This is a genomic window from Hydrogenophaga crocea (assembly GCF_011388215.1).
GTDB lineage: Bacteria > Pseudomonadota > Gammaproteobacteria > Burkholderiales > Burkholderiaceae_C > Hydrogenophaga > Hydrogenophaga crocea.
Window position 1 is genome coordinate 3,254,186 of the sequence record NZ_CP049989.1, and the last position, 23,202, is coordinate 3,277,387.

The 23,202-nt window shown below is 69.7% G+C and carries 23 protein-coding genes; 7 read left to right on the top strand and 16 right to left on the bottom strand.

Annotation, left to right across the window (positions count from 1 at the left end):
* The first annotated feature begins 3 nt into the window (after positions 1-3).
* On the top strand, positions 4-1,581 hold the full coding sequence (locus tag G9Q37_RS15245) for a class I adenylate-forming enzyme family protein (protein WP_166228460.1): 1,578 nt from the start codon (positions 4-6) through the stop codon (positions 1,579-1,581).
* Positions 1,582-1,586: 5 nt separating this feature from the next.
* Here G9Q37_RS15245 and G9Q37_RS15250 read toward each other — a convergent pair whose 3' ends face one another.
* Genes G9Q37_RS15250 through G9Q37_RS15270 form a run of 5 tightly spaced genes read right to left on the bottom strand, consistent with a single transcriptional unit; the run spans position 1,587 to position 5,768 of the window.
* On the bottom strand, positions 1,587-2,408 hold the full coding sequence (locus G9Q37_RS15250) for an alpha/beta fold hydrolase (RefSeq protein WP_166228462.1): 822 nt from the start codon (positions 2,406-2,408) through the stop codon (positions 1,587-1,589).
* Complete coding sequence (locus G9Q37_RS15255) at positions 2,405-3,394, bottom strand: branched-chain amino acid ABC transporter permease (protein ID WP_166228464.1); 990 nt, start codon at positions 3,392-3,394, stop codon at positions 2,405-2,407. Before G9Q37_RS15255 ends, G9Q37_RS15250 begins: the two co-directional genes overlap by 4 nt.
* Before the next feature lies 1 nt (position 3,395).
* Positions 3,396-4,280 (bottom strand): branched-chain amino acid ABC transporter permease, encoded by an 885-nt coding sequence (locus tag G9Q37_RS15260; protein WP_166228466.1) that lies wholly within the window; start codon positions 4,278-4,280, stop codon positions 3,396-3,398.
* A gap of 8 nt (positions 4,281-4,288) precedes the next feature.
* On the bottom strand, positions 4,289-4,996 hold the full coding sequence (locus G9Q37_RS15265) for an ABC transporter ATP-binding protein (protein ID WP_166228468.1): 708 nt from the start codon (positions 4,994-4,996) through the stop codon (positions 4,289-4,291).
* 1 nt (position 4,997) lies between these two features.
* Positions 4,998-5,768, bottom strand: coding sequence for an ABC transporter ATP-binding protein (locus G9Q37_RS15270; protein ID WP_166228470.1), 771 nt, complete (start codon positions 5,766-5,768; stop codon positions 4,998-5,000).
* 245 nt (positions 5,769-6,013) lie between these two features.
* Between G9Q37_RS15270 and G9Q37_RS15275 the strand changes: the two genes are divergently transcribed.
* A complete protein-coding gene (locus tag G9Q37_RS15275) occupies positions 6,014-7,132 on the top strand; it encodes an aromatic ring-hydroxylating dioxygenase subunit alpha (protein WP_166228472.1) in 1,119 nt (372 codons plus the stop codon).
* A complete protein-coding gene (locus G9Q37_RS15280) occupies positions 7,129-8,094 on the top strand; it encodes a PDR/VanB family oxidoreductase (protein ID WP_240936405.1) in 966 nt (321 codons plus the stop codon). The genes G9Q37_RS15275 and G9Q37_RS15280 overlap by 4 nt, the downstream gene beginning before the upstream one ends.
* A 16-nt stretch (positions 8,095-8,110) precedes the next feature.
* Here the strand turns inward: G9Q37_RS15280 and G9Q37_RS15285 are convergent, their stop codons facing one another.
* Both G9Q37_RS15285 and G9Q37_RS15290 read right to left on the bottom strand, forming a co-directional pair.
* A complete protein-coding gene (locus G9Q37_RS15285) occupies positions 8,111-8,707 on the bottom strand; it encodes a MarR family winged helix-turn-helix transcriptional regulator (RefSeq protein ID WP_166228474.1) in 597 nt (198 codons plus the stop codon).
* 68 nt (positions 8,708-8,775) lie between these two features.
* On the bottom strand, positions 8,776-9,918 hold the full coding sequence (locus G9Q37_RS15290; RefSeq protein WP_166228476.1) for an epoxide hydrolase family protein: 1,143 nt from the start codon (positions 9,916-9,918) through the stop codon (positions 8,776-8,778).
* A gap of 134 nt (positions 9,919-10,052) precedes the next feature.
* On the opposite strand from G9Q37_RS15290, the gene gloA reads away from it, so the two are divergent.
* Positions 10,053-10,490 (top strand): lactoylglutathione lyase, encoded by a 438-nt coding sequence (gene gloA / locus G9Q37_RS15295; protein WP_166228478.1) that lies wholly within the window; start codon positions 10,053-10,055, stop codon positions 10,488-10,490.
* A gap of 9 nt (positions 10,491-10,499) precedes the next feature.
* On the top strand, positions 10,500-11,111 hold the full coding sequence (locus G9Q37_RS15300; protein ID WP_166228480.1) for a glutathione S-transferase family protein: 612 nt from the start codon (positions 10,500-10,502) through the stop codon (positions 11,109-11,111).
* A 32-nt stretch (positions 11,112-11,143) separates the two neighbouring features.
* Here G9Q37_RS15300 and G9Q37_RS15305 read toward each other — a convergent pair whose 3' ends face one another.
* The 5 genes from G9Q37_RS15305 to G9Q37_RS15325 all read right to left on the bottom strand — a co-directional run bounded on the left by G9Q37_RS15305 (position 11,144) and on the right by G9Q37_RS15325 (position 16,366).
* A complete protein-coding gene (locus tag G9Q37_RS15305; protein ID WP_166228482.1) occupies positions 11,144-11,869 on the bottom strand; it encodes a dienelactone hydrolase family protein in 726 nt (241 codons plus the stop codon).
* 11 nt (positions 11,870-11,880) lie between these two features.
* Positions 11,881-12,840: a PDR/VanB family oxidoreductase gene (locus G9Q37_RS15310; protein WP_166228484.1), complete on the bottom strand. Its 960-nt coding sequence runs from the start codon at positions 12,838-12,840 to the stop codon at positions 11,881-11,883.
* A 13-nt stretch (positions 12,841-12,853) separates the two neighbouring features.
* On the bottom strand, positions 12,854-13,963 hold the full coding sequence (locus tag G9Q37_RS15315) for an aromatic ring-hydroxylating dioxygenase subunit alpha (RefSeq protein WP_166228486.1): 1,110 nt from the start codon (positions 13,961-13,963) through the stop codon (positions 12,854-12,856).
* Positions 13,964-13,983: 20 nt separating this feature from the next.
* The gene (gene dctP, locus G9Q37_RS15320) at positions 13,984-15,024 is read right to left on the bottom strand and encodes a TRAP transporter substrate-binding protein DctP (protein ID WP_166228488.1); all 1,041 of its coding nucleotides are present in this window, start codon (positions 15,022-15,024) and stop codon (positions 13,984-13,986) included.
* Between the two features lie 121 nt (positions 15,025-15,145).
* Positions 15,146-16,366 carry an FAD-dependent monooxygenase gene (locus G9Q37_RS15325; RefSeq protein WP_205710659.1) on the bottom strand — a complete coding sequence of 407 codons (1,221 nt, stop codon included), beginning with the start codon at positions 16,364-16,366 and terminating at the stop codon, positions 15,146-15,148.
* A gap of 86 nt (positions 16,367-16,452) precedes the next feature.
* On the opposite strand from G9Q37_RS15325, the gene G9Q37_RS15330 reads away from it, so the two are divergent.
* Positions 16,453-17,355: a LysR family transcriptional regulator gene (locus tag G9Q37_RS15330; protein WP_166228490.1), complete on the top strand. Its 903-nt coding sequence runs from the start codon at positions 16,453-16,455 to the stop codon at positions 17,353-17,355.
* A gap of 12 nt (positions 17,356-17,367) precedes the next feature.
* Here G9Q37_RS15330 and G9Q37_RS15335 read toward each other — a convergent pair whose 3' ends face one another.
* The 4 genes from G9Q37_RS15335 to dctP (G9Q37_RS15350) form a co-directional block, all read right to left on the bottom strand.
* Positions 17,368-18,645: a hydroxymethylglutaryl-CoA reductase, degradative gene (locus tag G9Q37_RS15335; protein WP_166228491.1), complete on the bottom strand. Its 1,278-nt coding sequence runs from the start codon at positions 18,643-18,645 to the stop codon at positions 17,368-17,370.
* A gap of 35 nt (positions 18,646-18,680) precedes the next feature.
* The gene (locus G9Q37_RS15340) at positions 18,681-19,997 is read right to left on the bottom strand and encodes a TRAP transporter large permease (protein WP_166228493.1); all 1,317 of its coding nucleotides are present in this window, start codon (positions 19,995-19,997) and stop codon (positions 18,681-18,683) included.
* On the bottom strand, positions 19,994-20,506 hold the full coding sequence (locus G9Q37_RS15345) for a TRAP transporter small permease subunit (RefSeq protein ID WP_166228495.1): 513 nt from the start codon (positions 20,504-20,506) through the stop codon (positions 19,994-19,996). Before G9Q37_RS15345 ends, G9Q37_RS15340 begins: the two co-directional genes overlap by 4 nt.
* Before the next feature lie 74 nt (positions 20,507-20,580).
* Positions 20,581-21,618, bottom strand: coding sequence for a TRAP transporter substrate-binding protein DctP (gene dctP / locus G9Q37_RS15350; RefSeq protein WP_166228497.1), 1,038 nt, complete (start codon positions 21,616-21,618; stop codon positions 20,581-20,583).
* A gap of 171 nt (positions 21,619-21,789) precedes the next feature.
* Here dctP (G9Q37_RS15350) and G9Q37_RS15355 point away from each other — a divergent pair, with 171 nt between their 5' ends.
* Entirely contained in the window at positions 21,790-23,184 is a 1,395-nt protein-coding gene (locus G9Q37_RS15355) for an aminotransferase-like domain-containing protein (RefSeq protein WP_166228499.1), read from the top strand.
* Positions 23,185-23,202: the final 18 nt, after the last annotated feature.

The window sequence follows — 23,202 nt, forward strand, 5'->3', positions numbered from 1 at the left end:
TCCATGGAGCGCTGCGACGCCCTGGTCGACTGGCAGCCGGTGGAGTGCCTGCTGGCCGCCCACGCGGCCAGCAGCCCACGGCGCCCGGCCCTGGTCGACGTGGATCGGGACCAGTCGCTGGACTTCGGCGAGCTGGCGCGCCTGGTGGACGGCGTGGCGCTGCAGCTGCGGGACCTCGGCGTGCACCGCGGCACGCGCGTGGTCCTGATCGCCGACGGCCCGATCGAGACGCTGGTTGTCTGGCTCGCGCTGTGGCGCCTGGCCGCCGTGGTCTGCCCGTTCGACATTTCGCAGATCGGCGCGGCCAGCACGCAAGCCGCATTCAACACGCTGCAGCCGGCGCTGGTGCTGCACGGCCAGCGCATCGGGGTGGTCGACATCCCGTCCAGCGCCGTGCCCTGCGCGCGCTTCAGCCAATGGCCACCGGTGCCGGGCCAGGCCACGGCGATCACGCTCACCGCGGCCGACACTGGAGCCGCCGCCCGGCTGCGGGGTCTGGGCCCGGCACCCGGGGATGTCGCCGCAGCCTGCTGCACCTCGGGCAGCAGCGGTCGTATGAAGATCGTGATGCATGACCACGCCTCGTACTGGCTCAACGGCCTGGTCAGCAGCGCACTGCTCGACCTGCGTGGCGACGACCGTCTGCTGGACTACCGCTCGCTGAGCTGGTATTCGCCGCAGATCCTCACGCTCATGCCGTTTCTCCAGACCGGGCTCTCGTTGTGCCTGGCGCGGCAGTTCTCGGCGTCGCGCTTCGCCGACTGGATTGCGCAGCACCGCATCACCGTGGCGGCCGGGGTACCCACCGTGCTGAATATCCTGCTGAGCCAGCCGCTCGAGCGCCTGCGGGCCAGCGCGCAAGGCCTGCGCGTGATGTCGTCGAGTTCGGCGCCGCTGGCCCAACGCACCTGGGAACGCTTCGAGCGCGAGACCGGCATCACCGTGCTCAACCTGTACGGTTCGTCCGAAGGCGGCTGGATCTGCGGCAATCGGCTGGGTGACCGGCGGGTGGGCACTGCCGGCAAACCGGTGCCCGGCATCGCCTTGCGCGTCGTGGACGCGACCGGTCGCACGTGTGCGGCGGGCGAGCCGGGCGAGGTGGTGATCGAAGGTGCCAAGCTGGCCCTGGGCACGCTGCAGGCCGATGGTGCGCTGCAGCCGATTCGCGGTGGTCGCTTCGCCACCCGCGATCTGGCGCTGCGCGACCGCGATGGCTTCGTGCGCCTGCTGGGTCGCATGGACGATCTCGTGATCCGCGGCGGCGTCAAGCTCTCGCCCGGCGAGATCGAGGACGCCTTGCTGCAACACCCGGCGGTGGCCGAGGCCGCGGCCGTGGGCGTGAGCGATCCTATCTACGGCCAAGAGGCGGTGTGCTTCGTGGTGCTGCGAGAGGGCAGCCACACCGACACCGCCGCACTGCTCGCGCACGCGGCGGCGCTGCTGCCGCGCGAGAAGCGGCCCAAGGCGGTTTGCGCGATCGACACCCTGCCGCGCAACGCGCGCGGCAAGTTGCGGCGCGACGCGCTGCGCGCGCGCTGGCACGACATGGAAGGCGGCGCGCCCGAGGCGCCGGGCGCCTGATCGGCTCAGGCGGTCTCGACCAGCGTCAGCAGGCGCATCACCATGTTCGCTACGGCGTCGGGGCGCTCGATCTGCACCAGGTGACGGGCCGAGGGGACCACGGTGAGCCGTGCGTCGAGGATGCCGCGCTGCAGCGCCTGCGACATTGCCACCGGCGTGGCGTAGTCCTCCTCACCCACGAGGATGGCCGTGGGCACGCCGATGCGCGGCAGCAGGTTGCGTCCGTCGAAGCGGCCCAGCATTTCCGACATCGCTGCGAAAGCGGGCACATCGTTGCCCAGAAAAGTGTGCACGCAGCGCTCCACCGCATCGGGTCGCGCGACGCGGAAGGCGTCGGTGAACCACCGCGTTTCCTGGAACGGGATCATGGCCGCCAGCCCCTCTTCCCGGGCCCGGCGCGCGCGCGCGTTCCACGTCATCGGAGCATCCGGGCCGTACCAGGCCGTGGTGTCCACCAGGCCCAGCGCACACAGCCGGTCGGCGTGGTCGGCGGCGAACTGCAGCGACACACAGCCCCCGAGCGACGCCCCGACGAGCACGGTGCGCTCCCACCCCAGGTGATCCAGCACGCCACGCAGGTCGCGGGCCAGGCGCTCGGTGCCATACGGCGGCGGCGGCTTGTCGGAGCGGCCGTGCCCACGCAGGTCCAGGCAGAGCAGGCTGGCGCTGTCGCCCAGGCGTTCGGCCACCGGTGTCCACAGCGCGTGGTCCATGCCCAGCGAATGCAGGAAGGCCACGCGGGGCCGCGCGGCCGAGACCTCGCGCAGCCGGAAGGCGATGCGCGTGCCGTCGTCGGCACGGGCAAACTGCAGGGCAGCTTCGCTCATGCGCCGTCCTGTCCGGCCGCCGGCCGGCGCTTGCCGGCACGCAGGCCCATGATGCCGCGGCGGAAGGCCAGCACGCAGAAAATGAACATCACGCCCATGGCCGTGGTGACCGACTGGCCCAGGGCCGTGAACCCCTCCCACCCGCTGAGCTGGGTGAGCAGGCTGCCGAACTGCCCGAGCTTGCCTTCGAGCAGCAGCACCAGCGTGGAGCCGACCACAGGACCGAACAGCGTGCCCACGCCGCCGATCATGGTCATGAGGATCACCTGCCCCGAGGTGAGCCAGTGCACATCGGTCAGCGTGGCAAAACCGAGCACCAGCGTCTTCAAAGAACCGGCCAGCCCCGACAAGGCCGCCGACAGCACGAACGCGGTGAGCTTGACGCGGTTGGCGTCGTAGCCGAGCGAGGTGGCGCGCGCCTCGTTCTCGCGCACCCCCTTGAGCACCTGGCCGAAGGGCGAGGTCGTGGTGCGCATGATCAGCAGGTAGGCAGCCACCACGATCGCCACGGTCACGTAGTACATGTTGAGGTCGTTGCGCAGGTCGATGAGTCCGAACAGCGTGCCGCGCGGCACGCCCTGCAGGCCGTCCTCACCACCGGTGGCGGGTGTCTGTACCGCGATGAAGTACACCAACTGGGCCAGCGCGAGCGTGATCATCGAGAAGTAGATGCCCTGACGCCGGATGGCGATGGCACCGAACACCCATCCCAGCAGCGCGCCGGCTGCGGTGCCGGCGATCAGGCCGACCTCGGGCGGCCAGCCCCAGGCCTTCATGGCGTGGCCGGCGAGGTAGGCCGATCCCCCCAGGAAGGCCGCGTGTCCGAACGACAGCAGCCCCGCGTACCCGAGCAGCAGGTTGAAGGCCGAGGCAAACAGCGCGAAGCACAGCACCTTCATGACGAAGACCGGGTACGCGCCGAGCAGCGGGGCCACCAGCAGCCCGACGAGGACGAGGCCGTAGCCCCAGCGATGCAGGCGCTTCATCTCAGCGCTCCTTTCCGAACAGGCCGGCAGGCCGCAGCAGCAGCACCACCACCATGACCACGAAGACCACGGTGGCGGACGCTTCGGGATAAACCACCTTGGTCAGACCTTCGAGCACACCCAGCCCCAGGCCGGTGAGGATGGAGCCCATGATCGAGCCCATGCCGCCGATCACCACCACCGCGAAGACCACGATGATCAGGTTCTGCCCCATGAGCGGCGACACCTGCATCACCGGTGCGGCGAGCACCCCCGCAAAGCCCGCCAGGGCCACGCCGAAGGCGTAGGTGAGCATCACCATCAGCGGCACGTTGACGCCGAAGGCCTCGACCAGGCGCGGGTTCTCGGTGCCGGCGCGCAGGTAGGCGCCGAGGCGCGTCCGCTCGATGAGGAACCAGGTGCCGAAGCACACGGCCAGCGAAGCGACCACCACCCAGATGCGGTAGTTGGGCAGGAACATGAAGCCCAGTTGCGTGGCCCCCTGCAAGGCGGGCGGCGGGCTGTAGGGCAAGCCCGAAGCGCCGTAGATGGCGCGCAGTACACCTTCGAGCACGAGCGTGACGCCCAGGGTGAGCAGCATGCCGTAGAGGTGGTCGAGCTTGTAGATCCAGCGCAGCAGCAGCCGCTCGATCGCGACACCAAACACGCCCACGAGCAAGGGTGCGATCACCAGCATGGCCCAGTAATTGATGCCGAACTGGTTGAGGCCGACCCAGGTGAGCACCGCGCCGAGCATGAACAAGGCGCCGTGCGCGAAGTTGATGACGTGCAGCAGGCCGAAGATGACGGCGAGGCCCAGGCTGAGGATGGCGTAGAACGAGCCATTGACCAGGCCAAGCAACAGTTGGCTGAGCAGAACGGAGGCGGGGATATCGAACAATTGCATGGCTTTGCTCACACGCCCAGCAGCTCTTGCAGCTGAGGCATCCTGGCATTCAGTTCTGGCGCGGCAAAGGCTTCCACCACGCGGCCGTGCTCCATCACGTAGAAGCGATCGGCCAGCGGCGCGGCAAAGCGGAAGTTCTGCTCCACCATGAGCACGGTGTAGCCCTTGGCACGCAGCGTGCGGATCATGGCGGCCAGTGCCTGCACGATCACCGGCGCCAACCCTTCGGAGATTTCGTCGAGCAGCAGCAAGCGCGCACCGGTGCGCAGGATGCGACCGACAGCCAGCATCTGCTGCTCACCGCCCGACAGGCGTGTGCCCGGGCTCTGGCGCCGCTCGGCGAGGTTGGGGAACAGCTCGTGGATTTCCTCCACGCTCATGCCCCCGGCGGCATTGCGCAGCCGCGGCGGCAGCAGCAGGTTCTCCTCCACCGACAGGCTGGCGAAAATGCCGCGCTCCTCGGGGCAGTAGCCGATGCCCAGCGGGGCGATCCGGTGGGTCGGCAGGCCAATGGTCTCGCGGCCAAACACCTCGATGCTCCCGCGGCGCGAACCCGTGAGTCCGAGAATGGCGCGCAAGGTGCTGGTGCGCCCCGCGCCGTTGCGCCCCAGCAGGGTGACCACCTCGCCCTCGCGAACCTCAAGGTCCACGCCGTGCAGCACATGGGATTCGCCGTACCAGGCGTGCAGCCCGGTGATGCGCAATGCGGTGCCCATCTCAGTGCACCCCCTGCAGGCTGGTGGCTTCGGACCCCATGTAGGCCTCGAGCACGGCCGGATTGGTCGACACGTCGGCGTAATTGCCTTCGGCCAGCACGGCGCCGCGCTGCAACACCGTGATGGTGTCGGCGATCGTCGAGACGACGTTCATGTTGTGCTCCACCATGAGCACCGTCCGGCCCACGGCCACGCGCCGGATCAGTTCGGTGACGCGGTGCACGTCCTCGTGGCCCATGCCCTGGGTGGGCTCGTCCAGCAGCATGAGCACCGGGTCCATCGCCAACGTGGTGGCGATCTCGAGCGCCCGCTTGCGGCCGTAGGACAGGTTGACACAGGTTTCATTCGCGAACGGCGCCAGCCCCACCTCGTCCAGCAGCTCGAGGGCCCGCGCGTGCAGCGGACGCAGCGACGCCTCGCTGCGCCAGAAGTGGTACGTGGTTCCGAGCTGGCGCTGAAGGCCCAGGCGCACGTTTTCGAGCACTGTGAGGTGCGGAAACACCGCCGAGATCTGGAACGAGCGGATCACGCCGCGGCGGGCGATGTCGGCGGGTGCTTCTCGGGTGATGTCATGGCCATCGAACAGGATGCGGCCATCGCTGGGCTCGAGGAACTTGGTCAGCAGGTTGAAGCAGGTGGTCTTGCCCGCGCCGTTGGGTCCGATCAGGGCATGGATCGTCCCCCGGCGCACGGTGAGGTTCACGCCGTTCACGGCGGTGAAGCCCTTGAACGCTTTCGTGAGGTGTTGGGTTTGCAGCAGGATCGGGCTCATCGGCGGTGTCTCGAATGGGCGCGGATACTAGCCACGGGGTTCGGGAGGCGCCAACGAGAGTTCTTCATGCGTGCATGAGCGAACCTGTGGCGCTGCCGCCGAGCCAACAGTCCACCTCATGACCGCATGAAGAACTCTCGCTTGCGACGCGTTCGGGCGCTGGGCTAGCCTATCGGCATCCCGGTTTTCCGCCGGGCGGGCCCGCCCCCGCTCCGCCCTCCCCCCAGAAGAGACAAGGACCTTCCATGAACCAGGCCACCACCGCTCCCGCCACCGAACAACCCCTGGTCCGTGCCGCCATGCCGGCCAAGGCCGCCGACCGCTTCATCCGCAACACGTGGTACGTGGCCATGTGGTCGGCCGACCTCGAGCCCGGCAAGATGGTGGCGCGCACCCTGCTCAACGAGCCCATCGTGTTCTTCCGCAAGGAGGACGGCGGCATCGCGGCCATGACCGACCGCTGTTCGCACCGATTCGCGCCGCTGTCCATGGGCAAGCTGATGGCGGGCGACCGGGTGCAATGCATCTACCACGGCCTGGAGTTCGGCGCCGATGGCAAGTGCGTGAAGAATCCGCACGGCAACTGCACCATCCCGGCCGCGGCCCACCTCAAGGCCTACACGGTGGTGGAACGCCACACGCTGTTGTGGATCTGGATGGGCGACAAGACACCCGACCCGTCGAAGATTCCGGACTACAGCTGCCTGGACGACCGGCCGGACCTGCACATTACCCGCCCCGGCTACCTGTCGGTGAAAGCCAACTACGAGCTGGTGGTGGACAACCTGCTCGACCTCAGCCACACGTCGTACGTGCACGCGGGCATCCTGGGCAATGCCGATACCGTCGAAGCCGACATCAAGGTGGAGCAAACGGGCGATGTGGTGGCGGTGAGCCGCCCCTCGAAGAACGCCGACACCCCGGGCATTCTCAAGATGATGAGCCCGCCCGGCTTCGAGCGCGGCGACCAGTGGAGCACGATCAGCTGGTATGCGCCCTGCTACATGATCCTGGAGTTCGGCGTGAGCAAGCCGGGCGAGCCCAAGGAAAAAGGCACGGGCTACTTCGCCCTGCACCTGCTCACGCCGGAGACCGAGCGCACCACGCACTACCACTACTCCGCCGCGCGCTGGAACGTGCTCACCGAGGGCGACGAAAAGAACAGCGCGATCCGCGACAAGATCTTCGAGATGCGCACCTTCGCCTTTGCCGAACAGGACGTGCCCGTGATCGAGGCCCAGCAGCGCCTGATGGACCAGTCGCGCACGCCGCTCTCGCCCGTGCTGCTCGCCATCGACGCAGGCCCGACGCGCTACCGCCGCGTGCTCGACCGCCTGCTCAGCGAAGACGCACGGCCGCAATGAGCGCCCCCCGTGACGGCGAACGCATGAGCGTTCGCATCGCGCGGCGCGAAGCCGCCGCCACCGACATCGTCGCGCTCGAGCTGGTGCCTGCCGACGGTGGCGAGCTGCCGCCTTTTGATGCGGGCGCACACCTGGACGTGGAGGTGGCCCCGGGACTGGTGCGCCAGTACTCGCTTTGCAACCCGCCGGGCGAGCGCCACCGCTACCGGCTCGGGGTATTGCGCGATCCGGCCTCGCGGGGCGGCTCGCTCGCGGTGCACCGCGACCTGATCGAGGGCCGGCTGCTGCAGGTCGGCCGCCCCCGCAACCAGTTTGCACTCGCCAGCGACGACCGCCCGGTGGTGCTGGCGGCCGGGGGCATCGGGATCACGCCGCTGCTGGCCATGGCGCACGCACTGCACGCGCGGGGCACGCCGTTCACGCTGCACTACTGTGCGCGCAGCCGCGACCGTGCGGCCTTCGTGGCCGAGATCGAGGGCAGCGGCTTCGGCGCTGCGCTGCGGCTGCACCTCGACGACGGCCCCGACGCCCAGCGCCTGTCGCTGGACGCCCTGTTCGCCGACCGCCAGGCGCACGTGTACTGCTGCGGACCGGAAGGCTTCATCACCCACGTCAGCGCTGGCGCGGCCGCCCGCGACTGGCCGGCGGACCAGATGCATGTCGAACATTTCAAGGCCGAGGTGGAACAGTCAGGCGGCGCCTTCACCCTGGAGGCCCGCCGCAGCGGCGTGACCGTGCTCGTGCCCGAAGGACGCAGCGCCGCGCAGGTGCTGATGGACGCGGGGGTGGCGGTGCCGCTGTCGTGCGAGCAGGGCATTTGCGGTACCTGCCTGGTGGCGGTGATCGAGGGCGTGCCGGAGCATCGCGACGAATACCAAACCGACGAAGAGAAAGCGGCCAACACGCACATGACGCCATGCTGTTCACGGGCGCGCTCGGCGCGCCTGGTGCTCGACCTCTGAAACCGGGGGCCAGCGCTCAGCGCGTGTGCGTGTTCTTGCGGTTCGCCGGCTTGGTCACCGCGGCGGCGGTCGACTCGGGGTCGTACTCGTTGACGTAAGGAATGCGGGCCGTGGTCCGCTGCAGCAGGTCGACGAGCACGTCGATCTCCTCGGGGCTCAGGTCGGACAGCAGGCGGCGCTCGCGCTCGAGCGCCACCTGGATGATGCGGTCGTGCAACTCGTAGCCCGCGGGCGTGAGCTCGAGCACGTTGCGGCGCGCATTGGTCGGGTCGACGGTGACGCTGAGGTAGCCCTTTTCTTCCAGGCGGCGCGACTCGCGGCTCACCGAGGCCTTGTCGATGCCGATCACCGTGGTCACGCGCGCGGACGCGATGCCGGGCTCGATCGCCACCATCGCGAGCACGCGCCATTCGATGATGCCGATGTCGAAGCGCTTGAGATAGAGGCGCGATGCACCGCTGGACAGCTTGTTGGCCAGGACGGTGAAGTAATACGTGACGTAGTACGAGAGGTTGAGCACCTCCCGCTTGGGGCGGTTACGGGGTGCCGCCTTCTCTTTCGCCTTCTCTTTCGCCTTGCCCGCTGCCGAAGGCTTGCCCGCCGTCTTGCTCATTCCGATGGTCCCTGGTCACGTGCTGTGACAACGGATGTACTGTACAAGCTCCCCGGGCAGCCCCGCCTTCACAGGCCGTTGGCGAACGCCGCGATGTCGTCGGCGAGCAGCTCGGGCACCTCCAGGCCGGGGAAGTGGCCGCCGCGCGGCAGCGCGGTCCAGCGCACCACGTTGTAGGCCTTCTCCACCAGGCCGCGCGGCGGGGGCACGAACATCGGGTCGCGCGTGGCGGCGAAGGCCACCGGCACGTTCACGCGCTGGCCACCGGGATAGCCGGGCGGGCCTTCCGCGGTGAGCGCGCGGTAGATCCAGATCGACGACGCGGCGGTGCCGGTGACCAGGTAGAGCATCACGTTGCGCAGCAGCCGGTCGGCCAGCTCGGGCGTGCGGAACAACGCCGACGGATCGCCCTGCGCCGGGTCGCTCCAGGCGGCGAACTTTTCGAGCATCCACGCGAGCAGCCCCACCGGGTTGTCGGCCAGCAGGAAGCCCGCGGTCGCCGGTCGCGTGGTCTGCAGGCGGAAGTAGGCGCCGTCGTCCTCGAAGCGCTCGCGAAAGCCCGCGAGCCAGGCCTGCTCCTCGGGCTCCTTGACCAGGCCGGCCACGAAGCGCGGGCTGACCATGGTCATGTGCACCCCCGCGCAGTGCGCGGGCTGGTCGAAGCCCAGCCAGGCGGACACGATGGAGCCCCAGTCGGCGCCGTGTGCCACGTAGCGCGCATGGCCGAGCACCTCGGTCATGAGCGCATGCACCGAGCGGGCCACCGCGCGCGGTCCCATGGGCTGTTCGGGCGTGTCCGAATAACCGGTCCCGGGCAGCGAGACCACCACCACGTCGCGGCCGCCGTCGTCCGCGCCGGCCACGCGGTCCGCCACCTCGAGGTATTCGAGAAAGCTGCCCGGCCAGCCGTGCACCAGCACCAGCGGTGCGCGGTCGCTGGCGCGGGCAGCACGCACGTGCACGCCATGCAGCACCGTGCCTGCGGCCTCGGCTTTGAAGTGCGCGCGCTGGTTCAGCCGCGCTTCCTCGGCGCGCCAATCGAAGTGGTTCAGCCAGCGGTCCGCCAGGTGGCGCACCGTGTCCGCCTCGGCCCCGCAAGACCAGCCCAGGCCGGGCGGCACATGCGGCCAGCGGTATTCGGCGAGCTGGCGGCGGATGCGGCTGAGAACGGCCTCATCGGCGTGCGGCGTGAAAGGGATGGCGGTGGCCATGGCGGTCTCCTGAATGGGGGCTTGTTGAATGCGGAAGGCCTGAGCATAATGTTGCAACCTCAACGTTGCAATACCAACTGCAAACCGATCGAGGCCACGAACCGGACAACCCCGCCACGAAGGAGACAACCGTCATGAGCAGCCCCGAGCAACAACCCGCCCAGCAGCCCCGGCACCGCGTGATGCACACCATGGTGCGCGTGCGCGACCTGGAGCAGTCGCTGGACTTCTACACCCGCCTGCTGGGCATGAAGCTGCTGCGCCGCAAGGACTACCCCGAAGGCCGCTTTTCGCTGGCCTTCGTGGGCTACGGCGCCGAGATCGACCACGCCGTGATCGAGCTGACGCACAACTGGGACCAGGACAAGCCCTATGAGCTCGGTGGCGGCTACGGCCACATCGCCATCGCGGTGGACGACCTCTATGCCGTCTGCGCGGATCTCAAGGCCAAGGGCGCGAACATCGTGCGTGAGGCCGGCCCGATGAAGAACGACACGCTCCACCTGGCCTTCGTGCAGGACCCGGACGGCTACAAGATCGAGCTGATCGACGCCAAGACCGTGGCGGCCTGAGGGAACGGCATGATCACCTTCTACACCTACCCCGGCCCCAACGCGCGCAAGGCGCAGATCATGCTCGAGGAGTCGGGCGAGGCCTACCAGGCCGTCACCGTCGACATCAAAAAGGGCGAGCAGTTCGACCCGAAGTTCCTCGCCATCTCGCCGAACAACAAGATCCCCGCCATCGTCGACCACACGGCGGACGGCCCGGTGCCGGTGTTCGAGACCGCGGCCATCCTCACCTACCTGGCGGAGAAGAGCGGCCGGCTGCTGCCCGCCGCGGGCGCGAAGCGCTACGACGTGCTGGCCTGGCTGGTCTGGGGCACGGGCTCGGTGGGCGGCACGCTGCCGCAGTTGCATCACTACAGCGATCTGCCCGATCGCGTGCCCGGCACGGTCGAGCGCTTCAACACCGAGGCGGTGCGGCTCTTCAAGGTGCTCGAGCGGCGGCTGCAGCAGCACGAATACATCTGCGGCGATTACTCGATCGCCGACATCCCCACCTTCTGCTCCACCGCGGGCTGGCTGCAGCGCGTCAAGGGCTGGTCGGATGGCGCGCTGGGCGACACGCCCGCGATCGATCGCTGGCTCAAGGCCGTGGCCGCGCGCCCGGCGGTGCAGCGCGTGGGCTGACACGCCGCGGGGGCGGCGCCCGCCCCCGCCCTTCAGAGGCAGCGCGCGAACAGCGCTTCGAGGCGTTGCCAATGGCGCTCCGCGCTGACGGCGTCGTAGGCGTGCGCGCGCTGCGGAAACACGAAGCCGTGCTGGGCGCCCGGGTACCACTCGAGCATGTGCGGCGCACCGCTGGCGCGCAGCTGCCGTTCGAGCTCGGCCATCTCGGCCGGCGGCGCCCATTTGTCGATCTCGGCGCAGGCCACGTAGGTCTCGCAGCGCAGGCGCACCGCAAGGCGGTGCGGCGAATCGGGCGCCTCGGTGACCATGTTGGCACCGTGGATGGACGCGATGGCGGCGATGCGATCGGGGTAGCGATCGGCCGCACCGATGACGAAGGGGCCGCTCATGCAATAGCCCACGGCGCCGATGCGCTCGCGCCGCGCCGCGCGGTCGCTGTCCACGAAGTCGAGCATCGCGCCGGTGTCTCGCTGCACCATCGCGATGCTCAGGCGGCCCATCATGGCGCGCAGGATGTCCATGCCGGCCTCGCCGGGCTGCAGCACGAAGCGGCGCGTCTCGCGGTAGTAGAGGTTGGGCATGAGCACCAGGTAGCCCAGGCCGGCCAGGCGGCGCGCCATCTCGCGCAGTTCGTCGCGCACGCCGAAAGCGTCCATGTAGAACAGCACCACCGGGTACGGCCCGGGTCCGTCGGGCACGAACCGCTCGGTGTTCATCACGCCGTCGGGCGTGTTCAGGTCGATGACGCTTTCCTGCACTGTCGAAGTCCTCAAAGATCGAGCACGAGCTCGGGGGTTTTGGCGCGCGAGCAGCACAGCGCCATGCACTGGCCGCTGGCGCGCTCGCGTTCGTCAAGGTAGCTGTCGCGGTGGTCGGGCACGCCCGCCAGCACGCGCGTGACGCAGGTGCCGCAGACGCCTTGCTCGCACGACACCGGCACCTCCACGCCGGCCTCGGCCAGCGCTTCGTGCACCGCGCGGCCCGGCGCCACGCGCACGCGCAGGCCGCTGCTGGCCACGACCACGTCGAAGGCGGCATCGCCGGCCTGCACCGCGGGCGATTCGGCGCTGAAGCGCTCCACGCACACCTGTTCATCGCGCCAGCCCTGCGCGCCGGCCGCGGCCAGCACGTCGGCGATGTAGCCCGCCGGGCCGCACACGCACAGGCGCGCGCGCGCATCGGGCCGGGCCAGCACGCGCTCGAGCGGGATGCGCGCGCCGCCCGGGTCGCCGCTGGCGTGCACATGCACGCGGTCGGCATAGCCCGCGGTGGCGAGCCGCTCGCGAAAGGCGGCCGTGGCCGCATGGCGCACGCTGTAGTGCAGCGCGAAGGAAGCGCCATCGGCGTACAGCTGCTCGGCCATGGCCAGCAGCGGCGTGATGCCGATGCCCGCGCCCAGCAGCAGCGTGTGCGAAGCCGGCGCGAGCGCGAACAGGTTGCGCGGCGTGCCGATCTGCAGCACCGCGCCTTCGTGCACCGCTTCGTGCAGCGCCACCGATCCGCCGCGCGAGGGCGCGGCACGCTGCACGCCAAGCAGGTAGCGGTCGCGCTCCCAGGGCGCGTTGCACAGCGAGTACTGGCGCACCGCACCACCGGGCAGGTGCACGTCCACGTGCGCACCGGCGGTGAAAGGCGGCAGCTCACTGCCATCGATCGCACGCAGCTCGAACACCGCCACGGCCGCGCCGTCGAGCGTCTTGCGCGCGACCCTCACGTCGAGGCCGCTCATGACCGGGTCGCCCTCAACCCGGCGTCGCGGTCGCGGGCTGAATCGGCACCACCGGGCGGACCGCGGCGTCCTGCTGCGCCTTCTGGGCCACCTGCCGCGCCTCGGCCTCGGCCATGCGGCGCACGATGCGGCGCAACTGCACGCGGGTGGCGTCGGACACGATGTCGACCAAGCCGTCTTCGCCGAGCTCGTTCAGGCGCGCCTGCTGCCCTTCGCAGATCAGCTTGTCTTCCATGAAGGCTTCGGAGATGTGGTCCATCAGCGCCGCGGTGGCCGCCTCGTCTTCGGGCCGATAGCCGTTGGCCGGTGCAAAGAAATAAAAGCACGTGTTCTCGGTCTCGGGCGTGAGGCCGTGGAAGATGCGCAGCGAGAAGCCGCCGCTGCGGTGCCCGTGCTCACGCGCGCCGGTGCCGGCGTCGACCGCGCCGCTCCACTGCAGCACGTTGCTCGGCGGCGAGAACTCGAACTCCTGCCAGCGGTCGACGCGGCCCTGGAACGGCACGGCGGCGAGGTAGGTCGGCGGCGGCACCGAGTTGAGCATCCAGCGCACGTACTTGATGCTGTCGTCGGTCTTGGTGACGTCCATCAGCGCCTCGACGTGCGTGAGCGGGTTGCCGCCGATGGTGGAGCCGTGCACGTAACCCAGGTGGGTCAGGTCCATGAGGTTGTCCACCATGAGCATGTAGCCGGCCTTGATGTGATAGAAGCCGCGGTGGTGGGGCCAGTTGGCGTGGTCGTCGTTGTAGGGGTAGTCGACGATCTTCGACGGGTCGGCGAGCTCGGGGTCGCCCATCCAGATCCAGATGAACTCGTTCTTCTCGACCACCGGGTAGGCGCGGACCTTGGCGCGCGCGGGGATCTTGTCCTGCCCGGGAATGTGCACACAGCGGCCCGCGCAGTCGTGCACCACGCCGTGGTAGCCGCACTGCAGGCCGGCGTCCACCACCACGCCCATGGACAGCGGCGCGGCGCGGTGGCAGCACTTGTCCTCGAGCGCCGCGATCTGCTGCGTCTGTTTGTCCCGGAACAGCACCACCGGCTGGTCGCAGATGCGGCGCGCGAAGGGTTTGTCGGCGACCTCGTGGCCCCAGGCGGCGATGTACCAGGTGTTCAGGATGAACATGGCGCTTCCTTTCTCTTGTCTCAGCTCTTCGAGTACTTGGCGATCAGCGACTTGGCCGTCTGCAGCAGCTTCTCGCCGTCGTAGCCGCGCTTGTTCATGTCGGCCACCCACTCTTCTTTCACCGGACCCGCGAGGCGGATGAACTCCTGCGCATCGGCCTTGGAGATGGTGTGGATGGTGTTGCCGCGGTCGGCCACGGCCTTGCGGCCGATCGCGTCGCTGGACTGGGTGATGGTGCCGAACTGCGCCGAGGTCTCGATGCCCGAGTTCGCGTCGATCACCTTCTTCAGATCCGGCGGCAGCGACTCGTACTTGCTGCGGTTCATCGCCATCACGAAAGTGCCGGTGTAGAAGCCGGGCACGTCGTCGGCGAAGTCGGTCGAAAACTTGGTGAGCTCGTGCACCTTGACCGACGGCACCACGTCCCAGGCCGTGGCCACGCCCTGGATGGTGCCCTTGGACAAAGCGTCGGGGATGCCCGGCAAGGGCATGCCCACCGGCACCGCGCCGTAGGTGGAGAGCTGGCGCGTGATCAGGCGCGAGGGCGCTCGCAGCTTCATGCCCTTGAGATCGGACACCGTCCTGATCGGCTGCGTGGTGTGGAACGAGCCGCGGCCGTGCACGTGCAGCGCGAGCACCTTGGTGTCCTTGAACTCGTCGGGCGCCTGCGTCTGGATGTACTCCCAGTAGGCGCGCGAGGTGGCGCCGGCCTCGGACATCATGAAGGGCAGCTCGAACACCTCGCCGCGCACGAAGCGACCGGGCATGTAGCCGGGCAGCGTCCAGACGATGTCGACCACGCCGTCGCGGGCCTGGTCGTAGAGCTGTGGCGGCGTGCCGCCCATCTGCATCGCCGGGTAGGCCTCGAAGCGGATGCGGCCGCCCGCGTCTTTTTCGACCTTCTCCATCCACGGCTTGAGCATGAGCGTCCACACGTTGGACGTGGGCGCCATGAAGGTGTGGAAGCGCAGGGTGACCGGTGCCTGGGCATGGACGCCGGACAGCGCACTGCCCAGCGCCACGGCGGCCGACGATTGCAGGAACTGACGTCGTTGGATCATGTTGTCTCCTTCGGGGGTGGATGAGCGCCCGGATCTTTTTGTCCGCTGCGGCAAATGTTCCTACTGCAACGTTGCAACCGCAACATATGGAATGCCCTCTTGACAGATCGCCCGCGCCGGATCAAGCGGGCTGCGGCGCCGTCTCCACGTCGACGCTGGTGGCGTCGTAGGAGAACAGCCAGTCGTAGCGCTGCTGCACGCGCTCGGGCGACCATTCGCGGTTCACGTAATCGGCCGCGCCCTCGGCACTGGCCAGGCGCGGGTCGTGAAAGCGGCGCGCGTTGTCGGCCGAGCCGCGCACGATGCGCGCGGTGCGCTCGTGGCGCAACGCCTCGAAGCGGCGGAAGGCCTCGGCCGGGTCGTCGGGCCGGGCGGCCAGGCAGCGCGCCACCACCACGCCGTCTTCGATGGCCATCATCGCGCCCTGCGCGAGGAAGGGCAGCGTGGGGTGGCAGGCGTCGCCAACCAGCGTGGCGCGGCCCTCGCTCCAGCGCGGCATGGGATCGCGCCCCAACAGCGCCCAGCGGTACGGCTGTTCGATGGCGCGCACGATGGCGTGCACGTCCTCGTGCCAGTGCGCGAAGTCGCGCAGGCATTCGTCGACCGTGCCGCGGGTGTTCCACGACTCGTCGGTCCAGCCGGGCTTCTCGACCACACCGACGAAGTTGAGCAACTCGCCGCGGCGCACCGGGTAGGTGACCACGTGCGCCCCCGGCCCCACCCAGTTGGTGCCCACGGGCGCAGCCAGGTGCGCGGGCAGGCGCGACATCGGCACCAGGCCGCGCCAGGCCATGCAGCCGGTGAACCAGGGCACGCCAGCGCCGAACAGGCGCTCGCGGCAGGCCGAGTGGATGCCGTCGGCGCCGATCAGGGCGTCAAAGTGCTGCGCCCCGTGGCCATCGACCTCGAGCCACACGCCGTCGCCCTGTTCCTCGTGGCGAAGGTAGCGCGCGCCCGCATGGATGCAGCCCGGCTGCGCCGCGAGCACCGCCTCGGCGAGCACCCGGTGCAGGTCGGCGCGGTGCAGCATGAGGTAGGGATAGCCGTAACGCGCCACCGAGCTCTCGCCGAGGTCGAACAGCGTCCAGCGCTGCCCGGTGCTCCAAAGGCGGATCTGCTTGCCCGCAGGCGCGCTCGCCACCTCGCGCACCGCGGCCTCCAGGCCCAGCGCGAACAGGCAGCGCGTGCCATTCGCGCTCACCTGGATACCGGCCCCCACCTCGCCAAAGGCCGGGGCCTGCTCGAACACCTGCACCTCGGCGCCTTCGCGCAGCAGCGCCAGCGCCGCCGTCAACCCGCCAATGCCCGCACCGATCACCGCCACCCGCAACCGCTTCGCCATGTCACCGCCTTTCATGGAGCGGCATTGGAGCGCGCCGGGGCCCGCCGGTGAAGTTTGGTTATCTGATCGACTGATATGCTGCACTTATGAATCTCAGCCTGCGCCAACTCGAGGCCTTCGTGGCGATCGCGCGCTGGCGCAACCTCACGCGCGCGGCCGACCAGATCCACATCACCCAGGCCGGCCTGAGCCTGATGCTGCGCGACATGGAAACGCAGCTCGACTGCCGGCTGTTCGAGCGCACCACGCGCTCGGTGTCGCTCACCGAGGGCGGCGCGCGCCTGCTGCCGCTGGCCGAACGCACGCTGCGCGACTTCCGCGAGGTCAGCGGCCAGCTGGGCAAGCTCACGGCCGAAGCCGCGCGCACCGTGAGCGTGGCGGCCACACCGCTGGTGGCCGCCGACGTGCTGCCCCAGGTCTGCGGCGAACTGGCGAACAGCCACCCGCAGCTGCGTGTGGTGGTGAAAGACGTGGACCGGCGCCAGATCCAGCCCCTGGTGGACAGCGGCGAGGTCGACCTGGGCCTGGGCATCCTGTTCCGGCCCTCGCCCACCACGGTGCGCGAGCGGCTGCTGCGCCTGCCCCTGGTGTGCGTGGGCGCGCGCGGCAGCCTGCAGCCGCTGCTGGGGGCGCGTGGCACCCTGAGCTGGGCCGCCTTGCGCAAGGTGCGCCTGCTGGCGCTGCCGCCCGGCAACGCCATCCAGCAGATCGTGGACGCCCAGCTCGCGCCCGCTGCCCCGGCCGAAGACCGCCCCACTTTCGCCAACCTGCACACGGTGATCGCCATGGCCGAGGCCGGCCTGGGCGTGGCCGTGCTGCCCGCGTTCGTGCGCGGCACCTGCGAGCGCCACGCGGTCGACGTGCACCGCATCGGGCCGCCCGCGGTGTCGATCGAGTTCTTCTCCATCGCGCGCCGCGGCAGCGTGCTCACGCCGGCGGCGGCGCCGCTGCTGGCCGCACTCAAGGCGCGGCTGGCGCGCTTCGCCTAGCGGCGGCGCGCCTCAGCCCGCGCGCAGGGCCTTCAGTTCTGCCTCGGCCACATCGATGCGCACCGTGCCCTTGGCCACCAGCACGCGCGCCACGCGCTCGATTTCCTCGCCGAGGGCGCCGGCCATCATGGCGATGTTCTGTGCGTGCAGCGCCATGTGCCCTTTCTGGATGCCGGTGGTGGCCAGCGCCTTCATGGCGGAGAAGTTCTGCGCCAGGCCCACGGCCGCGATGGTGCGCGCCAGCGCTTCGGCGCTGCGCACGCCCAGCACCTTGAGCGCGATCTTGGCCGTGGGGTGCAGCTTGGTGGCGCCGCCCACCAGGCCCACGGCCATGGGCAGTTCGATGCTGCCCGCCAGATCGCCTTCGGCCGTGACCTCCCAGTGCGTGAGGCTGGCGTAGCGGCCGTTGCGCGCGGCGTAGGCGTGGGCGCCGGCCTCCACCGCGCGGGTGTCGTTGCCGGTGGCCAGCACCACCGCGCTGATGCCGTTCATGATGCCCTTGTTGTGCGTGGCCGCGCGGTAGGGGTCGGCATCGGCGAAGTGGTAGGCCGAGAGCATGCCGTCGCGCACCGCTTCGCCGCCGATGGCGGCCAGCGGCCACACGCAGCGCGCGCGCGCCAGGCGCCGGTCGGCGAGGTTGGAGAGGATGCGCAGGTTGGTGCGCCCCCCGGTCCAGCCCGCGATCTGGGGGGCGAGTTTCTCGGCCATGGTGTTCACCGCGTTCGCGCCCATGGCGTCGCGCGTGTCGACCACGATGTGCGTGATCACCATGGTGCCGCCGCGCGTCTCGAGCACGCGCACCTCGAGGTCGCGGAAGCCGCCGCCGAGCTGCAGCAGCACGGGGTCGCAGGCATCGCAGCTGGCCTGCACCTCGGCCTTGCGCTCGAGGATGCGCAGCCGCGCGAGCTGCGGGTCGCTCACGCCGGTGAGCTGGATCTGCGCAATCATCAGCGTGCCCGACATCGAGGTGACGAAGCCCCCGGCGTCGTAACACTGGCGCGCGGCGTTGCACACCGCGGCCACCACCGAGGATTCTTCGGTGGCCATGGGAATGAGCCGGTCTTCGCCATCGATGCGCATGTTGGTCGCGATGCCCACCGGGATGTTCATGGTGCCCACCACGTTCTCGATCAGGTGGTCGGCGAGTTCGGCCGGCAGGTTGCCGGTGTCGAGCAGGTGCGCGCACTCGCCCGGCTCGAGGCCGGCGAAGCGCGCCACGGCCTCGACACGCTCGGCGATGGGCAGCTTGTGAAAGCCGGCGATGCGGCTGCTGGATGCGGGAGTGCTCATGGGCGGTCTCGTGCGGAAGAAGAAAGAGAAAGGGATCAGCGCGCGGCCATCAGGCGCGGCAACCAGGTGATGAGGTCGGGGAAGGCGGCGCAGACCAGCAGGCCCACGAACTGCAAGCCGAAGAAGGGCAGGATGCCGCGGTACACGTGGCCCATGTCCAGGTGCTTGGGCAGCGTGCCCTTGATGTAGAACAGCGTGTAGCCGAAGGGCGGACTGATGTAGCCCATCTGGATCGTGATCGCGTAGAGCACGCCGAACCAGATCTCGTCGAAGCCGAGCAGGCGCACGATGGGCAGGAACACCGGCACGGTGAGCAGGATGATGCCCAGCTCGTCGAGCACCGTGCCCAGGAAGATCAGCAGCAGCATCATGGCCGCGAGCACCACCCAGCGGTTCACCTCCAGGCCCTTGATGAATTCGAGCAGGGTGTCGGCGCCGCCGAGGCCGGTGAAGATCGCCACGTAGGCCTTGGCCCCGATGGTGATCCACAGGATCATCGAGGTGGCCTTGAGCGCGTCCACGCCCGCCTCGCGCAGCATGGGCAGGCGCAGCCGGCCCTTGAGCAGCGCGGGCACCATGGCGCCGGCCACGCCCACGGCGGCCGATTCGGTGGGCGTGGCCACGCCGAAGAAGATCGAGCCCAGGATCAGCACGATCAGCATCGAAGGGAACACCAGGGCCTTGAGCGCGAGCAGCTTGTCGCGCAGCGGCGCGCGCTGCGCGCCCGCCTCCAGCGGCACCCACTCGGGCCGGAGCCAGCCCACCACCACGATGTAGGCGATGTAGAGCACCGCCAGGATCAGCCCGGGCACGATGCCGGCGATCAGCATCTGGCCGATCGAGACCTGCGCCGTGACCGCGTAGACGATGGTCAGCACCGAGGGCGGGATGAGGATGCCCAGCGTGCCGGCGGCGCAGATGGTGCCCAGCGCGAGCTGGGGCTGGTAGCCGCGGCGCAGCATCTCGGGCAGGGCCAGGATGCCCATGGCCGTGACAGCCGCGCCCACCACGCCGGTCATGGCCGCCATCACCACGCAGATGATCACGGTGCCGATGGCCAGGCCGCCGCGCAGGCCGCCGAACCACAGCGCCATGGCGCGGTAGAGGTCTTCGATCACGCCCGAACGTTGCAGCACGCAGGCCATCAGGATGAACAACGGGATCGCCAGCAGCGCCTCCGACTTCATCGTGTCGAAGATCTGCAGCACCAGCACGATGACCGCGCTGGGCTCCCACAGCGTCACGGTGAACAGCAGCGACAGGCCGCCCAGCACGAAGGCGATGGGCAGGCCGCTGAGCATGAACAGCGTGAGGCTGCCGAACATCAGCAAGAGCACCAGGTTGCCGCTCATGCCGCCCCCTGCGCCGGTTCGCCACAGAGGGCGTGCACGAACTCCACCAGCGCCTGCAGCAGCATCAGCAGCAGCGCGACCGGCACCGCGGCCTTCACCGGCCACACGGGCGGGTTCCAGGCCGAGAAGCTGGTCTCGCGGTACTCGAAGGCGCTGAGCGCCGCGGGCACGCTGAAGTACAGCAGGATGGCGCAGAACACCATGATCACCGGGTAGTTCACCAGGTCGAGCCGGCGCGTCCAGGCGGGGCTCAGGCGCTGGCGCAGCAGGTCGAGCGCCACGTGGCCCTTGAGGTGCAGCAGGTACGGCCCGCCGAACAGGAAGTAGGGGCCGAACAGCAGCACGGCCAGTTCCATGCCCCACACCGTGGGGGCGTTGAAGCAGTAGCGCATCACCACCTCATAGAGCATCACCGGCACCACGATGGCCATGCCCCAGACGGTGATCTGGAACAGCCAGCGGTTGGCGGTGGTGATGGCGCGGGTGGTGGCAGACAGCCAGACGGGCATGCCGGGTCTCCTGGGTCGGGGCGCGCGGCGCCACGCCGCCGCTGGGGCGGCGGCGCGGTCCGCGGCGGCGGGGTTCAGCCCAGCAGGCCGAGCTCTTTCATGAACGCGACCTGGCTGTCCAGGATGCGCGTGGCCAGGGCGTCGCCCTTGGTGGCGGTGCGCCAGGCCTCCATGGCCTTGGGCCGTGCGGCGGCCACGTCGGCCGGGTTGAAGCGGATGATTTCGCAGCCCTTGGCCGCGTACTTCGCGAGCACCGTGGCGTCGCTCACCAGGATGTGCTGGCGCAGCGAGGCCGAGACCTCGCGCGCGGCCACCGCGAGCGCCACCTTGAACTCGGCGGGCAGGCGGTCGTGCGCACCGCGGTTGGCCACGTAGGCGGTGGCGGTGGTGGGCTGGTGAAAGCCCGGCACCACCACGAACTTGGCCACCTCGGCCAGGCCGGCCTCGAAGTTGGCGGTGAGGTCGCCGCGGTCGGCCATGTCGATCACGCCCTTGTCGAGCGCGGAATACACCTCGCCCGTGGGCAGCGGCGTCACCGCCACACCCATCGCGCCCATCACGGTGGAGGCCAGGCCCACGAAGCGGCCCTTCTTGCCCGCGAGGTCGGCGATCTTGCGGATCGGCACCTTGGAGTGCAGCGGCTCCTGGCCGTACACCGTGGGCGCGATGTAGTGCAGGCCCGCGGGCGCGTAGGCCTGGCGCACCAACTCGAGACCGCCGCGCTCATAGAACCAGGCCTCGTACTCGTCGCTCTCGGCAAAGCCGAAGGGGATGGTGCTGGTGAAGGCGAAGGCAGGAATCTTGCCGGCCTCGTAGCCGTCGAAGGTCTTCATCATTTCGAAGGCACCGCCGCGCACGGCGTCGAAGGCCTGGGCAGCGGGCACGATCTGCCCGGCCGCGAACAGGTTGATCTTGAAGCGCCCGCCCGTGAGTTCGGCCACGCGCGCCACGAAGCGCTCTTCGTACTTCTGCGGCGTGGTGCCGCCGTCCCACAGGGCCTGCATGCGCCAGGTGACGGCGGGCGACTGCGCGTGCAGCGCCAGGGGGGCGGCCGCGCTGGCGGCCAGGGCGGTCTTGAGCAGACCGCGGCGTGGGATCGCTGGGGGTTTCATGGCTTGTCTCCAGAGGCTTGTGGTTGTTCGCCCGCCCATCGGCCGGGTCGTGCGCAAGGCCTGCGCTGCGCAAAAGTCTATGGACGCGCGCCCATGAGCATGGGTACAGTTTGGACACAGATCCACAAACTGTGTCCATCGGTCGATGGACACAATCCCCGAGGCCCGCGCATGGAAACGCCCACCCCGCACACCAAGGCCGAGGCCCTCACCGCACGGCTGGCGCAGGCCATCGAACAGGGGGGCCTGCCCGCGGGCAGCCGCCTGCGATCGGTGCGCGACGCCGCGGCCAAGGAAGGCCTGGGCGTGAACACCGTGGTCGAGGCCTACAACCGGCTGGTGGCGCGCGGCTACGCCGAGGCGCGCCCAGGCTCGGGCTTCTACGTGCGCCGCCTCGCGCGCTCGCGCACCGCGGCGGCGCCTTCGCACGTGAGCGAAGCGGTGGACGTGGTGTCGCTGCTGCGCGAGCAGCTCGAACAGCACTACGAGGTGCGTGTGGGCGACGGGCGCCCGCCGGCCTCGTGGATGGAAGGCTCGGACATCGCGCGCCAGCTCAAGCTCGCGCGCGGCAGCGACGCGCCCGACCCGGGTCACGGCTACGGCTCGCCCTGGGGCTATGCGCCCTTGCGCGACACGGTGGCGCGGCTGCTCAACGAACGCGCGATCCACGTGCACGCGCGCCAGGTGCTGCTGACCCAGGGCGCCAACCACGCGCTCGACCTGATCGTGCGCCACCTGCTCGAGCCCGGCGACACGGTGCTGGTCGACTCGCCGGGCTACTACCCGCTGTTCGGCAAGCTCAAGCTGGCCAAGGTGAAGCTGCTGGGCGTGCCGCGCCTGCCCGACGGGCCCGACCTCGGCGTGCTGGAGGCGCTGCTGCGGGCCCACCGGCCGCGGGTGTTCTTCACCCAGTCGCTCGCGCACAACCCCACGGGCGGCTCGCTGAGCCTGCCCAAGGCGCACAAGCTGCTGCAGCTCGCGGCCGAGCACGACTGCCTGGTGGTGGAGGACGACCCCTTCGCCGATCTGCAGCCCGCGGGCGCGCCGCGGCTGGCCGCGCTCGACCAGCTCGAGCGCGTGATCTACGTGAGCAGTTTTTCCAAGACGCTGTCGGCCGGCCTGCGCGTGGGCTACATCGCGGGGCCGGCGCAGCACATCGGCGCGCTGTGCGATCTCAAGATGGTGACCATCGTCTCGACCTCGGATTTCGTCGAGCGCGTGGTGCACCAGCTGGTCACCACCGGCCAGTACCGGCGCCACCTCAACCGGCTGAAGGCGCGCCTGTCCGAGGCCTTCCTGCCGGCCACGCGGGCGCTCACGCGCGCCGGGGTGCAGGTGCAGCCCGCCGACCCGGCGGGCTACTACCTGTGGGCCACGCTGCCGCGCGGCCTGTCCGAGCTGGCGCTGGCGCGGCAGGCCGCGAAGGCGGGCATCTTCCTGGCCCCGGGCTCGGTGTTCTTCCCCGAGCGCCGGGCCGATGTGGCGGCCGTGCGCGTGAACGTGGCCTACGCCAGCGACCCGCGCTTCCTGCGTTTTCTGGCGGCTGCGGTGAAGGTGGCGCGCTGAGCGGGCCGCCGCGCGGCC

Bases quoted from the DNA above. Each gene is read 5' to 3' on its own strand.
- G9Q37_RS15275 (WP_166228472.1), top strand. From the start codon at position 6,014: ATGAACCAGGCCACCACCGCTCCCGCCACCGAACAACCCCTGGTCCGT.
- G9Q37_RS15355 (WP_166228499.1), top strand. From the start codon at position 21,790: ATGGAAACGCCCACCCCGCACACCAAGGCCGAGGCCCTCACCGCACGG.
- G9Q37_RS15265 (WP_166228468.1), bottom strand. From the start codon at position 4,996: ATGGGCACCGCATTGCGCATCACCGGGCTGCACGCCTGGTACGGCGAA.
- G9Q37_RS15315 (WP_166228486.1), bottom strand. From the start codon at position 13,963: ATGTTCATCCTGAACACCTGGTACATCGCCGCCTGGGGCCACGAGGTC.
- dctP (WP_166228497.1), bottom strand. From the start codon at position 21,618: ATGAAACCCCCAGCGATCCCACGCCGCGGTCTGCTCAAGACCGCCCTG.
- G9Q37_RS15290 (WP_166228476.1), bottom strand. From the start codon at position 9,918: ATGGCCACCGCCATCCCTTTCACGCCGCACGCCGATGAGGCCGTTCTC.
- dctP (WP_166228488.1), bottom strand. From the start codon at position 15,024: ATGATCCAACGACGTCAGTTCCTGCAATCGTCGGCCGCCGTGGCGCTG.
- G9Q37_RS15280 (WP_240936405.1), top strand. From the start codon at position 7,129: ATGAGCGCCCCCCGTGACGGCGAACGCATGAGCGTTCGCATCGCGCGG.
- G9Q37_RS15310 (WP_166228484.1), bottom strand. From the start codon at position 12,840: ATGAGCGGCCTCGACGTGAGGGTCGCGCGCAAGACGCTCGACGGCGCG.
- G9Q37_RS15260 (WP_166228466.1), bottom strand. From the start codon at position 4,280: ATGCAATTGTTCGATATCCCCGCCTCCGTTCTGCTCAGCCAACTGTTG.
- G9Q37_RS15250 (WP_166228462.1), bottom strand. From the start codon at position 2,408: ATGAGCGAAGCTGCCCTGCAGTTTGCCCGTGCCGACGACGGCACGCGC.
- G9Q37_RS15255 (WP_166228464.1), bottom strand. From the start codon at position 3,394: ATGAAGCGCCTGCATCGCTGGGGCTACGGCCTCGTCCTCGTCGGGCTG.
- G9Q37_RS15345 (WP_166228495.1), bottom strand. From the start codon at position 20,506: ATGCCCGTCTGGCTGTCTGCCACCACCCGCGCCATCACCACCGCCAAC.
- G9Q37_RS15330 (WP_166228490.1), top strand. From the start codon at position 16,453: ATGAATCTCAGCCTGCGCCAACTCGAGGCCTTCGTGGCGATCGCGCGC.
- G9Q37_RS15270 (WP_166228470.1), bottom strand. From the start codon at position 5,768: ATGAGCCCGATCCTGCTGCAAACCCAACACCTCACGAAAGCGTTCAAG.
- gloA (WP_166228478.1), top strand. From the start codon at position 10,053: ATGAGCAGCCCCGAGCAACAACCCGCCCAGCAGCCCCGGCACCGCGTG.
- G9Q37_RS15300 (WP_166228480.1), top strand. From the start codon at position 10,500: ATGATCACCTTCTACACCTACCCCGGCCCCAACGCGCGCAAGGCGCAG.
- G9Q37_RS15335 (WP_166228491.1), bottom strand. From the start codon at position 18,645: ATGAGCACTCCCGCATCCAGCAGCCGCATCGCCGGCTTTCACAAGCTG.
- G9Q37_RS15285 (WP_166228474.1), bottom strand. From the start codon at position 8,707: ATGAGCAAGACGGCGGGCAAGCCTTCGGCAGCGGGCAAGGCGAAAGAG.
- G9Q37_RS15325 (WP_205710659.1), bottom strand. From the start codon at position 16,366: ATGGCGAAGCGGTTGCGGGTGGCGGTGATCGGTGCGGGCATTGGCGGG.
- G9Q37_RS15245 (WP_166228460.1), top strand. From the start codon at position 4: ATGGAGCGCTGCGACGCCCTGGTCGACTGGCAGCCGGTGGAGTGCCTG.
- G9Q37_RS15340 (WP_166228493.1), bottom strand. From the start codon at position 19,997: ATGAGCGGCAACCTGGTGCTCTTGCTGATGTTCGGCAGCCTCACGCTG.